The organism is Xanthomonas vesicatoria ATCC 35937 (assembly GCF_001908725.1).
In the GTDB taxonomy this organism is placed as follows: Bacteria; Pseudomonadota; Gammaproteobacteria; order Xanthomonadales; family Xanthomonadaceae; genus Xanthomonas; species Xanthomonas vesicatoria.
Window position 1 is genome coordinate 588281 of record NZ_CP018725.1, and the last position, 13181, is coordinate 601461.

8 protein-coding genes are annotated in these 13181 nt (G+C 63.5%); all 8 read right to left on the reverse strand.

The window, feature by feature from the left end:
* Nucleotides 1-42: 42 nt before the first annotated feature.
* The 8 genes from BJD12_RS02560 to BJD12_RS02595 all read right to left on the reverse strand — a co-directional run bounded on the left by BJD12_RS02560 (nucleotide 43) and on the right by BJD12_RS02595 (nucleotide 13095).
* Complete coding sequence (locus tag BJD12_RS02560; protein WP_058563980.1) at nucleotides 43-1011, reverse strand: endonuclease/exonuclease/phosphatase family protein; 969 nt, start codon at nucleotides 1009-1011, stop codon at nucleotides 43-45.
* A gap of 5 nt (nucleotides 1012-1016) precedes the next feature.
* A complete protein-coding gene (locus tag BJD12_RS02565) occupies nucleotides 1017-4154 on the reverse strand; it encodes a discoidin domain-containing protein (protein WP_005992272.1) in 3138 nt (1045 codons plus the stop codon).
* 26 nt (nucleotides 4155-4180) lie between these two features.
* On the reverse strand, nucleotides 4181-5017 hold the full coding sequence (locus tag BJD12_RS02570; RefSeq protein WP_005992271.1) for a carbohydrate ABC transporter permease: 837 nt from the start codon (nucleotides 5015-5017) through the stop codon (nucleotides 4181-4183).
* Nucleotides 5014-5898, reverse strand: a complete 885-nt coding sequence (locus tag BJD12_RS02575; protein WP_074052444.1) for a carbohydrate ABC transporter permease — start codon at nucleotides 5896-5898, stop codon at nucleotides 5014-5016. The genes BJD12_RS02570 and BJD12_RS02575 overlap by 4 nt, the downstream gene beginning before the upstream one ends.
* Entirely contained in the window at nucleotides 5895-7247 is a 1353-nt protein-coding gene (locus tag BJD12_RS02580; protein WP_039420270.1) for a sugar ABC transporter substrate-binding protein, read from the reverse strand. Before BJD12_RS02580 ends, BJD12_RS02575 begins: the two co-directional genes overlap by 4 nt.
* 3 nt (nucleotides 7248-7250) lie before the next feature.
* Entirely contained in the window at nucleotides 7251-8888 is a 1638-nt protein-coding gene (locus tag BJD12_RS02585; RefSeq protein ID WP_039420272.1) for a glucoamylase family protein, read from the reverse strand.
* A 102-nt stretch (nucleotides 8889-8990) separates the two neighbouring features.
* A complete protein-coding gene (locus BJD12_RS02590; RefSeq protein WP_005992267.1) occupies nucleotides 8991-11969 on the reverse strand; it encodes a TonB-dependent receptor in 2979 nt (992 codons plus the stop codon).
* A 103-nt stretch (nucleotides 11970-12072) separates the two neighbouring features.
* Nucleotides 12073-13095 carry a LacI family DNA-binding transcriptional regulator gene (locus BJD12_RS02595; RefSeq protein ID WP_005992266.1) on the reverse strand — a complete coding sequence of 341 codons (1023 nt, stop codon included), beginning with the start codon at nucleotides 13093-13095 and terminating at the stop codon, nucleotides 12073-12075.
* Between the last annotated feature and the right edge of the window lie 86 nt (nucleotides 13096-13181).

Below are 13181 nucleotides of genomic sequence, written 5' to 3' on the forward strand. Positions count from 1 at the left end.
GTCATGCCAGTCGCGCCCGGGTGCGTTTCTATGCGGTTGGTGTTACGGAGCGGCTGGCTGATCCGGCGCGAGTTGCAAGCGTACCCACACACCGTAGTGATCCGATGCCCAACGGCCTTCGGCGTAAGGCGTATCGAACAGGATGCGGGCTTCGCGGGCGAGCAGGCGGTTTTGCTGGAAGAACACGTGGTCGATCCGTGCCGGCTTGTCGAAGACATGCAGATTCAAGGTGCTGACGGTGGCATCGCTGTTGCGGTGCACGCTGCCATAGCTGTCGCCATAGCCCCTGCGTAGCGCCTCCAGATCCAGCGCATCGGCAGCGGTATTGAAATCGCCGGCGATCACTACCGGCGCCTGCACGCTGGTGGAGGCGATGAAGTCCAGCAGGTCGCCGATCTGGCGCGTGCGCGTTGCAGTGCCACGCGCATCGGCGCGTTCGTTGAGGTGGGTGACGTAGACATTGACCGGCTGGCCGTCCACATCCACCTGCAGGTGCGCGGCAACGCGGTAGTCGTCCAGCGGTTGCAGCAGGCGCGCATGGCGCGCCAGCACCTTGCCCCGGCTCAGTAACGCATTGCCGTAGCGCTTGGGAGCACCGACAGGATCTGCCGAGGCAAAGATCACCTCGTATCCCAGTTTGCGCGCCAACCAAGTGGCTTGGTTTTCCACGCTGCCCCGCCGTTCGATGACCTCTTGCAGGGCAATCACATCTGGCGCCAGTTGCTTGAGCTCCTTGGCGATATAGGTGCGGCGGGACGGCCAGTCTTCGCGGTCATGATGCAGGTTGAGCGTGACCAACGTCAGCTCGCGTGCAGACGGAGCCGGCGCTGCCTTCCCTGCTGGATCACTGACGGCCGTGAAGTCGCCTTGCTTGGACTGCACGGCGGCGGCTGGCTCTGTCTGACGCAGCCGTCCTGCCTGCGCTTGCGCGCAGCATAGAACCAGTACGACAACGGCCGCACACAGGCCAGCGCGCCGCCATTGTTGCCCTGCCCGTACCAGCCAAGGCATCACCATCATTGCGTGGCGCGCTCGGCCCGCCGCACTGCACTGGGAACATCGATCTGCACGGTGGCCGGCATCTGCTGGATCCGCAGTTCACCGTTCTGCCAGTCCACGGTTTCACCGTTGACGCTGGCTTTGCCAGGTTCGCCCTGATACGGCCAGACGAACACCACACCACCAGGCGGCATCAGCAGGCCGGGCTGCAGCTGCAGCGACAGCTGTTTTTCGGTGCGCTGCAAGGTGTAGTTAAGGCGGCCGTACGGGGTGCGCAACTCGGCGATGCCGATGCCTTTACCTTCGAACCAGCGTGTCGGCGTGCCGGCGGCGATCACGATGCTTTGGTCGAATTCACGGGTGTAGGCAAACATGTCGAGCACCGAGCGGACGAAATCCGACGCCACCCAGGCATGCGGCAGGTCGCCGACGAAGAAAGGAGTACGCGGCGTACGCGAAACCACTTCGGCCCACTGATTCCAGGGCTGCGGTGCGCGATCCTTGAAGAAGAATGCCGTCGCATCCCAGGCGCGCTCGCGCCAGCCCAACCGCACGAACGCGGCGACATTGCGCCATTCGTATGGAGTGTAGTCCTTCCACTCGCGTTTGCCGTCGCGGCGGTCGGAGAACTCTTTCCAATAGCGCTCGAAGGTGTTGGTCAGCAGGTCCTGCGGCAGGCGCTGCTGCTCGCCGCCCGGCGTCAGCGCGATGGTGGTCGAGGTCGCATCGAAATCGCCGAGCTCGGCCGAGCCGGGCAGGAAATCGATCTTGTGCTCGCGCACTGCCGCACCCAGCGAGGCGATCAGATCGCCACTGAATTCGTCGCGTGCAGCGCTGAAACGGGCGACATCCTCCGGCTTGTCGAGCGCACCGGCCAGCAGGGTGGCATCCTTGTAACCGCGCAGCGCCCAGAAGTTATCCCAGTACGAATGCACCGGCTTGGCCGAATAGCCTTCGTGGCTGATCGATACCGGCATCATTCCGTAGAAGGCCGGGCTGCGCATGAAGTTGTCTTCGGTGCGCTCGCTGGCGCGCAGCTTTTCCATGTAATCGAACGCGCCGGCGACATGCGGCCACATCTTTTCCAGGAAAGGCCTGTCGCCGGTATAGCGGTAGTACTCCGCGATGTTGTAGATCAGCTCGCCATGGCTGTCGTTTTCCGGCACCGGGTCGCTGCCGCGGTCATCCACGCAGCACGGCACCATGCCGTCGGCAAATTGATAAGGCGCGAACCAATCCACGTAGTCGCGCACCACGTCTTCGCGGCCGAGCCGCAGCAGGCCTTCGGAAATCATCGCGCCGTCGCGGATCCAGCTACGCGAATACGAGCGCGTGCCCGGCTGCAGGCGCGGGCCGATGCGCGAGATCAGCATGTGCGCCAACGCGGTGCGCAGCGTATCGACCACCGGCTTGCCTTCGGCCGGCACGTTGATGCGCACGCGATCGAGCTTGCCGCGCCATTGCTGGGCCACCTGCTGCTGGGCTTTGTCGGCATCGAAGCCGGCGGGCAGTTGCGCCGCGCCGGTCTGGGGGATCACCAATGCCACCTCGCGTTTCTGGCCGGGCTCCAGCTTCCAGCGATACAACAGCACGCCCGAAGCCAGGCCGGTTTCGTCCTTGACCTGAGTGACGGTGGGCGGCGTGGCAGCAGTGAGATGGCTGACATCCATGCCACTGTCGAAGGCGCTGGCGAAGCCCGCGTCGGGCCGCTGGGCGGCAAACACGCGCGGCTTGCCGTTGACGCTGACCTGGCTGCCGTCCACCGCCAGTTGTTCGATACGGCTGACGCCGCCCAAGGTATTGAGAAACTGCGCCGGCGGGTTGACCTGGAACGGGCGCACCGCCAGGGCCAGGGTGAAATCGCGCGTCTCCTTGCCGGTGTTGTGCAGCTGATAGCGCGCGACCAATTGCGCCTGATCGGGTGTGCCCTGCACGAACGCGGTGACGCGCAGATTCATCAGGTCGTGATGCCAGTCGACGCTGGGGATGGGCAGGTAATCGTCCTGCAGGCTCTGCTCGCTGCTGACATCGGACCAGTGCAGCACCTTGCCGCCGGTGACCACGAACGGCTCGATGCTGAAACCGCCCTTGCCCACCTCCACTGCACCGTCTTCGCCGATCAGGCCCTGCTCGGTGCCGCCGTCCAGGCCGAGGATGGTCCAGTACGGCTGCTCGCCGGAAAACCCCCGTGGATAACTGCCACGCGGCAGCTGGCCGGCCAGCGACTTGATGAAATCGTTAGGCGTTGCCGCAAACGCCAGCGCTTGCAGCTGTACCTCTTTAATGCCGTAGCGCCAGTTCGGGCCATCTTTCAGGTCGAAACGCAAATAGCGGGCTTCGGTATCGGGCAACGCCAGCCAGTCAGTGCCGCCCGCACCGGCAGTGACGGTGCGCAGATCCCGCCAACTGCGGCCATCGGCCGATGCACGCACCGCGTAGTGCGATGCCTGCAGGCCGGGCACCCACTGCACCACCGCGCCGCCAAATTCGCGCACCTTGCCCAGATCCAGCGTGACGGTCTGTTGCTTGACCGCGCCACTGAGCCAGAAGGTCTCCGGCTTGCCGTCGGCCAGGCGTTGTTCCAGTGCAGGCGCGGTATCGGTGATCGCCTCGGCCTTCAACGGCGAGGTGTCCTCCGGCGGCAGCGGCGTGAGCGTCAGGCGGTCGAAGCACACTGTGCCCTTGCCGCCGACCTTGTTGTAGATGGTGAACTCGACATCCGCGCTGCTGCGCAGTTGCTTGTCCGCACCGGGGCCCCAGGCCTTTTCGATGTTGCGCTTGCGGTAGTTGAAGGTGGTCCAGTTCTTCGGGACATTGAAACCCGGCCGGTTGACCCACCATACGTTGTCGCCGCTGGCATCGATCAGCTTGAGCTGCAGATCGTTGGACGGCGATTCGCCACGCAGCGAAAACCCGATGCGGTAGTTCTCGGGATACTCAAGCGGCAGCGCACGGCGGATGCCGACGTAACCGGAGACGCCATTGAAGTTGTAATCCAGGCACAGCGCGTGTCCACCGGAGGACGTTGCCACCGGCCGCAGCGAGCCGCTGACCTGGTTGGACACCACCAGGCGCCAGGCGCCGATATCGTTGAAGCCGTCGAGCACGCGCTCCTGCGCCTGCGCCGCGCCCGCAGACGTGACGAAAGCGGCCATGGCACACAGTCGCAGGAACACCGGTTTCACCCCTTCACACTCCCCAGCAGAAGACCTTGGATGTAGTAACGCTGCAGCGCCAGGAACAATAGCAGCACCGGAATCACTGTCACCACCGCACCGGCCATCATCAGTTCCACGTCCATGATGTGCTCGCGCGACAGCGCCGCCAGCGCCACCGGCAAGGTGTATTGCTCCTGGTCGGTCAGCACGATCAGCGGCCACATGAAGTCGTTCCACGAGCCCATGAAGGTGAAGATGGTCAGGGTGACCAGCACCGGCTTGAGCATCGGCAACACGATCTGGAAGAAGATCCGCATCTCGCTGGCGCCATCGATGCGTGCGGCTTCGATCAACTCATCGGGAATGCTGCGCGCGTACTGACGGACCAGGAAGATGCCAAACACCGTGGCCAGCGCCGGCACCACCACCCCGCCGATGTTGTTGACCAGATGCAACTGCTTCATCAACAGGAATAGCGGCAGCATCGCGACCTGCGCCGGGATCACCAACGCCGCCATCAGGATCTTGAAGATGCGCTCGCGGCCGACGAACTGCAGCTTGGCGAAGGCATAGCCGGCCATCGTGTTGATCAGCAACGAACCGAGCGTGATCAGCCCGGACACCAGCAGGCTGTTGGCGAAGTTGCGCGCCATGCCGGTGCGCGCGAACAGCTCGTGATAGTTGGCCAGGGTGAACGCCGACGGCAGCATCGGCGGCGGGAAGCGGCTGGCCTCGCCGGTGGGCATGAACGACACCGACAGCATCCACAGCAACGGCGCCAGGCTGATCAAGGCCAGCACCAGCAAACCGCCGTTGATCAGCACGGCATTCCACCGCGATTCGCCGACATCACGACTCATATCAGGTCCTTCTTGCGGCCAAAGCGCAGCATGACGGTGGTCACTGCCAGGATGATCAGGAACAACAGGAACGCCACCGCCGACGCGCGGCCGAGGTTCCACCATTTGAAGCCTTCTTCGAACATGAAATACAGCACGCTGACAGTGCTCTGCAGTGGGTCGCCGCGGGTCATCACGTACGGTTCGGCGAACAGCTGGAAGTAGCCGGAGATGGTGATCACCCCGACCACCATCAGCACCGGGCCGAGCATCGGCAGGGTGATGTGCAGGAACTGCTTCCAGCGTGAGGCGCCATCGATGCGTGCAGCTTCGTAGAGGTCTTGCGGAATCGCCTGCAGGCCTGCCAGGAAGATCACCATGTTGTAGCCGAAGTTCTTCCACACCGCGAACAGCATGATGGTGGGCATCGCCCAGCGCGGGTCACCCAGCCAGTCGATCGGGGCGATGCCGAGATGGCTCAGCCCGAAGTTGACCAGGCCATATTTGATATGGAACAGGTAGCGCCAGATCACCGCCACCGCCACCAGCGTGGTCACCACCGGTGCGAACAGTGCCGTGCGGAACAATGCCTTGAACCGCGAGGCTTTCGCATTGAGCAGCAAGGCCGCACCGAGCGACACACCGATCGACATCGGCACGCCCAGCAACACGAAGTAGGTGGTATTCCACAACGACTTCCAGAACAGCGGCGTTTGCAGCAGCTCGATGTAATTGCCCAGGCCGACGAAGCGCAAGTGGCTGCTATCGGCCAGCGCATACAGGTCGAAGTCGGTGACACTGAGCACCAGCGCAGCGAACACGGGCACGCCGAAAAACATGCCAAGCACCATGATCGACGGCGCGGCGAACACCCAGCCAGCGACGGAATTGCGTTTCATCATTGTGCCGCTCCCTTGCCGCTCACCGTGGCGGGTGCAGGCGCATCGAGCGGCGCACCCGACTCACCAGCCGGGCCCACATGCCCGCCTTCCTGCGCAAAGATCCAGCGCCGTTTGGCAAGAATCTCGTCCACGCGTTTATCCAGTTCCTGCACCGCAGCCTCGTGCGATTGACCGCCACGCACCACGCGCTCGGTCACCAGGCGCATTTCCTGCACGATGCGCTCCCACTCCAACACCTTGGGCGTGGCCTTGACCCGCTCCAGCTGGTCGCCGAAGGCATGCGCCAGTTCGTCGTTGGCCAACGACGGCAGCTTCCAGGTACTACGTCGCGGCGGAAGGTCGCCGATGATGGCGTGGAAGCGCGCCTGCACCGTGGGCTGGGACAGGTATTCGATCAACTTCCAGCTGGCCTCCTTGTGTTGCGAGGACTTGAAGATCACCAGGCTGGAGCCACCGGCGATGCCGGCGCCTAAGCCATTGGGGCCGGGTAACGCCGCAGTGCCCCACTTGCCTTCCATGCCCGGTGGCTGGCGCAGCTTGAACTCGCGCACGTTCCAGGGCCCGGACAGGTAGAAGGCGTAATAGCCGTTGAAGAATTCGTACCAGACGTTGGACACCTGGGTTTCGGACACCTTCGGCGCCCAGCCCTTCTGGTACATGCCGTCGTAGAACGCCAGCGCCTTGCGGAAGCCTTCACCGCGGAAGTTGCCGTAATTATCGTGGTCGCGCAGCAAGCGGTCGTCCTGCTGCAGCGCGAAGGACAGCTGCTGCTCGAACTCGTTGAGCGGCATCAAGATGGCGTAACGGTCGGGGCCGACCTTGCGCTTGATCGCGGCCATCACCTGCTCCATCTCGGCCCAGGTCTTGGGCATTTCGCTATAGCCGGCCTCGCGCAATAGATCCTTGCGGTAGAACAGCAGCCGGGTGTCCACATACCACGGCACCCCGTACAGGGTGCCATCGACCATGTTGGTATCCCAGACGCCGGGGAAATAATCGGCCGGGTCGACGATGGTCGAGCGCGCCACGTACGGCTGCATCGGCTCCAGCGTGTCCAGCAAGGCGAATTCCGGCAGCCAGGTATTGCCGAGCTGGCACACGTCCGGCAAGCCATCGGCGGCGAACGCGGTCAGCAGTTTTTCGTGTGCCGCGGTCATCGGGATGTTCTGCACATCGACCCGGATGTCCGGGTTCTGCTTCTCGAAATCGGCCACGAGCTCGGCCACCACTTCGGCCTCCTTGCCCATGGCCCAGAAGCGCACGGTGGTCTTGGCGGGGTCGGAGCGGTCACATCCCGCCGCGCCTGCACACAGGGCGGCGGCCAACATCAACAGTTTCAAAAGGCGCACGGATTACTCGGGTTTGGGGCGTTGCGTGGAGTTTTGGCGTTGCGACGGGTCTTGCTGGGCCTGGGCAGCGGCGGCACGCGACTCGGCCATGCCCAGCGAGCGTGCAGCGGCTTTTTGCTCATCCTTTTGCGGCAACGGCTGCGGCTCACCTTCGGGCGTGAGCCAGCCTCCGGTGAAGCCGGCGCGTTCCAGACCGGCGCGGATGTAGGGATTCTTCTTCATCACCGTCCAGACGAATTCGTTCTGGTAGTTGGCGATCATTGCGAGGATCGGGCCCTGATCGATGGCGATGTAATCGCTGGCCACCCAGCCACGGTCCGGCACCATGCGCCCGGTCTTGAGCGGGATGTCGTAGTTGAAGCTGGGGTTGAATGAATCCAGAAAGCCATAGCTGGAATACAGGAAGTCGCCATAGCGCTTGTGCATTTCCTCGGTGGCCGGGATCACCACTTCCGGGGCGAACACGATCGAGGAGATTGCTGCGGTCGGGGCGATGGTGCCGTCGTCGAAGTTCTCGCGCAGGCCCGCGCCGCGCGAGGAGTAGTGCCGGAATTGGCGCTGCTCGCCGCGGTATTCCTGGCTGGTGTTCTGCGGGCCGTCGCCGGCGGTCAGGCCCCAGACGTTCTCGCCGTAGTCCTTCCACTTCATCGGGTTGTCGATGGCGTAGTCGCGCTGCGCCAGGGTGGCGCGACGGCTGTTGAGGAAATAGTCGATACCGCGCTCGCGCATGTACTGGTCCTGGATATCGCGGAAGTCGATCCAGACATGGCTGTATTGGTGGCCGAACAGTGGCCCGAAGGACAGGTATTCCTGGCCCTGGTAGACGCCCCAGTCGTTGTTGTAGGTGCGGGTCCAGCTGGTCCACGCTTCCGGGTCGACTCCGTGGGTGGGCGAGCCCAGCGCGAGGATGTACAGCATCATCGCCTCGTTGTAGCCCATCCAGTCATGGTCGATGAAGCCACTCTCCGGGAACCAGCCCATCGAGATCAGTGGCGCACGCTGTTGCAGCCAGCGCCAGTCCACGCGCTTGTACAGCGTGTCGGCGATCTGGCGGATTTCCTTTTCGCGCGGGTCGTCGCCGTCGTAATACGACTGGGTGAACAACACGCCCATCATCAGCAGCGCGGTGTCCACGCTCGACAGCTCAACCCAGCTGTCGTAACGGTTTCCCTGCTGCATATCCAGAAAGTGATAGTAGAAGCCCTTGTAGCCAGCCCTACCGGTCCGCTGCGGCCCCATCGGCGCATCGCGGAAGAATTTCAGTGTGGTCAAGGTGCGGTCGATTGCCTGATTGCGGCTGACCCAGCCGTTTTCGATGCCGATCGGATACGCAGTCAGCGCAAACCCGACCGAGGCGATGCTGGCGAACGGACGCGACGGAAACCGGTCCGGAGCCAATCCATTGAGCTCGTTGGTAGTGTCCCAGAAGAACTGGAAGGTGCGGCGTTCGATGTCCGAAAACAGCGGCGGGAGCGGCGGCTTGACCGGCTTGGGCGGCAACTGCGCCTCGATCAGGATTACCTTCACCGGTGCCTTCTTTTCGGCCACCTTGGGTTCCTCGGCCTGTTTGCAGGACGCCAGCACCAGCGCGCCCAGCAAGAGTGGAATCGTCAACCAACCCGACGTGTTGCCCCTGTTCATCCGCCCCCCACTTGTGTAATCGATTACATCTCGCACGCCAACCTACCCTATCCAAGCGCCGAGTTCGACCGCCCTGACGTCATGCCAGGGCGGTCGAGTACCTCACCAGTTCAGGCCAAAGGCCAGACGGAAGGTACGCATCGGCGACGCCAGCACACCGGTCGGTGTGCCGTAAGCCGTGTTCAAGTCGTCTAGTGTCCCGGTATCGCCGTTAAAGTTGGCGTAGTTCACCCAATTGAACACGTTGAGGATATCCGCACGCACATTGAATTTGACACCTGCACCGGTATCCCATTCTTTGTTGGCGGCAATGCTGAACTCCTTGTAGCCCAACGTGCCATCCGGCTTGAACTGGATGATGTCGCACTGGTCGTTGCCGGCAAGGCAATTTTGACCATAGCGCGCGGTCTGGCTTGCCAGCGACAACTTGCCGGACAGCTTGACCTCGTAGGGCAGCTCGTAGATGCCGGTGACCACCAGGCGGTTCTTCGGGATGCCGCCGGCCTCGCGCCAGCCGTAATCTTCGATGCGCTCGCGATCCAATGCGTAATGCTCGCCGAACTGGCGGTTTTCCTTGGCATCGGAATAGGTGTAGGCCACCGTCAGGCCCCAACCGGATTCTTCATCGAAGGGCTTTTCGACCTGCAACGCGAGTTGGTTGTTGCGGGTCTCCACCCCATTGGTGCCGAGCACGATGGCGCTATAGCCGTCCGGTCCGTCGGTGGGTACGCCCGAGGTGGTGCCGGGCTGGAAGAACGCGCCGTTCGGCAGGCGGTTGCCGCGCACGAACGCAAAGCCGTCATGGCTCTCGATGCGGCTCAGGGTCACGTCGGTGAACCAGTCCTGGCCCCACAGCGGCACCATGTTGCGCATGCCGATGCTGAATTGATCGGAGTACGGGGTCTTGATGTTGTTGTCGATCAGATAGATTTCACGCCCGCCGCCGCCGGCGCTGGTCGCCGCCAGCGCATCGAGCCCTTCCTGGCTGGCGAAGGACGGATTCCATGCCGTGCACGGGTCGCCCAGGCAGGCCGGGTTGTTGGCGCTGGTGAAGTAGTAGCTATAGGACTTGAAGGAGTTGTTGAGCTGCTCCAGGGCCAGGTAATCGAAGATGTTGCGGTCGTAGGCACGGCCGGCGCCACCGTAGATCACGTGGGCCTGGTCGCCGAACAGGTCGTACGAGGCACCCAGGCGCGGCTGCCAGGCATTCTTGAACGCCTTGCGGTTGTTGCCGGTGCTGATGAAGTTGTTGATGTTGTAGTTGGCGTTTTGCAGGTTGGGCCAGTTCTGCAACGCACCGGCCACATCGGACGGCGTGACGAAGTCCAGGAATGCCGGGGTTTCTTCGTAGTCATAGCGCACGCCCAGGTTGAGGGTCCAGTGCTCGTTGACCTCCCAGTCGTCCTGCAGATAGATACCGTACTGCTTGTTCTTGGATACCACCGAGCCGCCACCTTCGGTCAATGGCGCGCCAAAGCGCACGCGGTACGGCGTTTCGACATCGGTAAGGATGTTGTAGTAGTACTGCGGATTGGCCGGGTTGAACTGGGTCGAGTCCAGATCGATGCTCTTGAACTTCACGCCCATCTTGACGGTGTGCGCGCCGTGCCATTCCAGGCTGTTCAAGGTCAGATCGTCCTGGAACGTCCAGCCTTTCTGGCCCTTGCGCTGGAAGCTGCTGCCGGCACCGGCGGCCAGCACGTCGGTCTCGTTACCGCGCACCGGCGTGTAGCTCAGCACGTATCCGCTGCCGTTGTTGAGCGGCGCCTGGTTCCAGAACGCACTCTCGTAGCTCAGGTTGGCTTCGTTGAGGAAGTTGGCACCGCTGTACTGCCAGCGCAGGTTGGCGCGCTTTTCTTCCTGGCCGTTGACGCTGCCGTGCTCATAGGTCGAGGTCTGGCCGACGTCGTTGAGCTCGTCTTCCTTGCGGTACTTGCCGGTCAGTTCGAACAGGTTGTTGTCGCCGATGGTCCAGTCGATCTTGCCGAAGTACAGGTCTTCCTTGAACGGGGTGCTGTAGGTGGCCACCAGCGGCTGCAGCTGTGCCGGCAACTGGTCCACGCGGTCGGAATAGATCGAGCCGGGGATCACCACGTTGGGGGTGGTGTATTCCTTGGCTTCATAGGCGATGAAGAAGTGCGCCTTGTCCTTGAGGATCGGGCCGCTGAAGGTGGCGCCGTACTGGGTTTCCTCGAAGTCATCGCGCACGCCGGCCTTCTTCTCCAGCGGGCTTTCTTCGCGCCAGCCATCATTGCTGGTATCCCAGAAGAAGCTGCCGTGGAAATCGTTGGTGCCGGACTTGGACGAAGCCACGATGGCCGCGCCGCTGACCTGGTCGAACTCGGCCTTGTAGTTGGAGGTGATGACCTTGTATTCGCCGATCGCCGACTGCGGGAACGGATTGCCACGGCTGGAATCCTGGCCAGCGACGCCGCCGGTCAGCACGTAGTTCTTCTGGCTCACGCCATCGATATAGACGTTGGTGCCTTCGGCCGAGGTCGCGCCCGAGCGCACCTTGGTGGTGCCGTTGGCGTCGCGGGTGAACTGCACGTTCGGCACGGTGTCGGCCAGCTCCAGGAAGTTGCGCGTGGCACGCGGCAGGTTCTGGATCTGCACATTGGAAATGTACGTGGCGTTCTCGGAGGTGCGCGTCTCCACCAGCACCGGCGGCGCCTTGACCTGCACGGCGTCCAGCGTGGTGGCGTTACCACCTTCGGTCGTGGCCGGCTCGCCGCCGACGCCCAGGTTCAGGGTCGCGGTCTGGCCGACCTGCACGGTGACGTTCTGCGAGCTGGTCTCGCCGTTGGCGGTGACGTCGATGCGGTACGAACCCGGCGGCAGGCCGCCGACCGAGTAACTGCCGTTGTTGACTTGCACGGTGCGGGTCAGGCCGGTCGCGAGATTGGTCGCAGTCACCTGGGCCTGCGCCGCGGGCGCCGAGTCGACGCTAACCTGGCCGCGGATGGTTGCGGCAGTGCTCTGCGCAAATGCAGGTGCGGCGCCTAGCAGCAGGCAGCTGGCCAGGGCGCAGCTGAGGAGCTTGCGCGCCGGACGGGCGGAATGGGGGTGGTGGTGGCGCATTGGTCCCTCCAGGGATCGGTACAGATTGTTGTTGTGGCATTGCGAACTAGCAGGAACGACCGCTGCGGGGGAGCAGCGGGAGCGGACAGAACGTCCGCGAAAGTCAGGGGCCGGGCTCGCCGGCACCGCAGGAAGCACGTATCACCAGCTCGGGCGTGAGCAATTGGCGGATACCGTCGTCATGGCCGGGCAGTTCCACCAGCCGCATCAATCGGGACATCGCCTGCTCGCCCAGGCGCGCGATGCTGACCCGCATGGTGGTCAGCGCCGGATGGACGAAGCGTGCCAGCGGGATGTCGTCGAACCCGGCCAATGCCACATTGCCAGGCACCGACACCTCGGCCTGCGCAAATGCGTACAGGCAGCCGAGCGCGGTCATGTCGTTGGCGGCAAATACCGCATCGGGCAAGGTCCCGGCGGCCAGCATTGCCAGTCCGGCACGGTGACCGGAGGCTTCGTCGAAGTCGCCGGCGTATTCGATCCCCTGCGCCTGGTCGCCGAAACCGGCAATCGCGTCGCGGAAACCGCGCAGGCGTTCGCGCGCATCGAAATTGAGCGCCGGCCCTCCGATAAAAGCGATGCGCCGGTGGCCGGCACGCAACAGGTGCTCGGTCATGGCCATGGCACCGGCATGGTCATCGATGCTCAGCACTGGATAACCGGCGCCGGGCAGATGCGCATTGATCAGCACCGTCGGCAGCGACTGCGGCAGATTGTCGGTAAGAAATCCCGGCTGCTCGGCGTAGGGAGAGAGCACCAGCAAGCCGTCTACGCGCCCGCGCATGGACCGCAGCGCCCTACCCTGCGCCTCCGGGTCGCCGTGATAACTGGACACCAGCAGGTGCTGACCGGCGGCACGCGCGGCACCGTCGATGCCGCGGATCAATTCGGAAAAGAACTCGCCATACAGGTCCGGCAGCACCACACCCAGGGTCTGGGAACGCCGGCTGCTCAGGCTGCGGGCAGCCGCATGCGGGCTGTATCGCAGCCGCTCGGCCACGTCCATGACCTGCTGGCGCACTGGCCCGGCGACGTTGTCATGTCCGTTGAGCGCACGCGACACGGTGGCCACAGAGACCTGTGCCTCCCGCGCCACATCTTTGATGGTGACCGCACCCTTGGCCATTCGTGTCGCCCTCCGCGACCCACTTCGCAAAACTGGCGCGGACTGTAAGCGTTTTCATAAGCGGGCGTAAACCCCCATCTTCACGC

Coding starts and splice junctions, on each gene's coding strand:
- BJD12_RS02560 (WP_058563980.1), bottom strand. CDS start 1,011: ATGCCTTGGCTGGTACGGGCAGGGCAACAATGGCGGCGCGCTGGCCTG.
- BJD12_RS02565 (WP_005992272.1), bottom strand. CDS start 4,154: ATGGCCGCTTTCGTCACGTCTGCGGGCGCGGCGCAGGCGCAGGAGCGC.
- BJD12_RS02570 (WP_005992271.1), bottom strand. CDS start 5,017: ATGAGTCGTGATGTCGGCGAATCGCGGTGGAATGCCGTGCTGATCAAC.
- BJD12_RS02575 (WP_074052444.1), bottom strand. CDS start 5,898: ATGATGAAACGCAATTCCGTCGCTGGCTGGGTGTTCGCCGCGCCGTCG.
- BJD12_RS02585 (WP_039420272.1), bottom strand. CDS start 8,888: ATGAACAGGGGCAACACGTCGGGTTGGTTGACGATTCCACTCTTGCTG.
- BJD12_RS02590 (WP_005992267.1), bottom strand. CDS start 11,969: ATGCGCCACCACCACCCCCATTCCGCCCGTCCGGCGCGCAAGCTCCTC.
- BJD12_RS02595 (WP_005992266.1), bottom strand. CDS start 13,095: ATGGCCAAGGGTGCGGTCACCATCAAAGATGTGGCGCGGGAGGCACAG.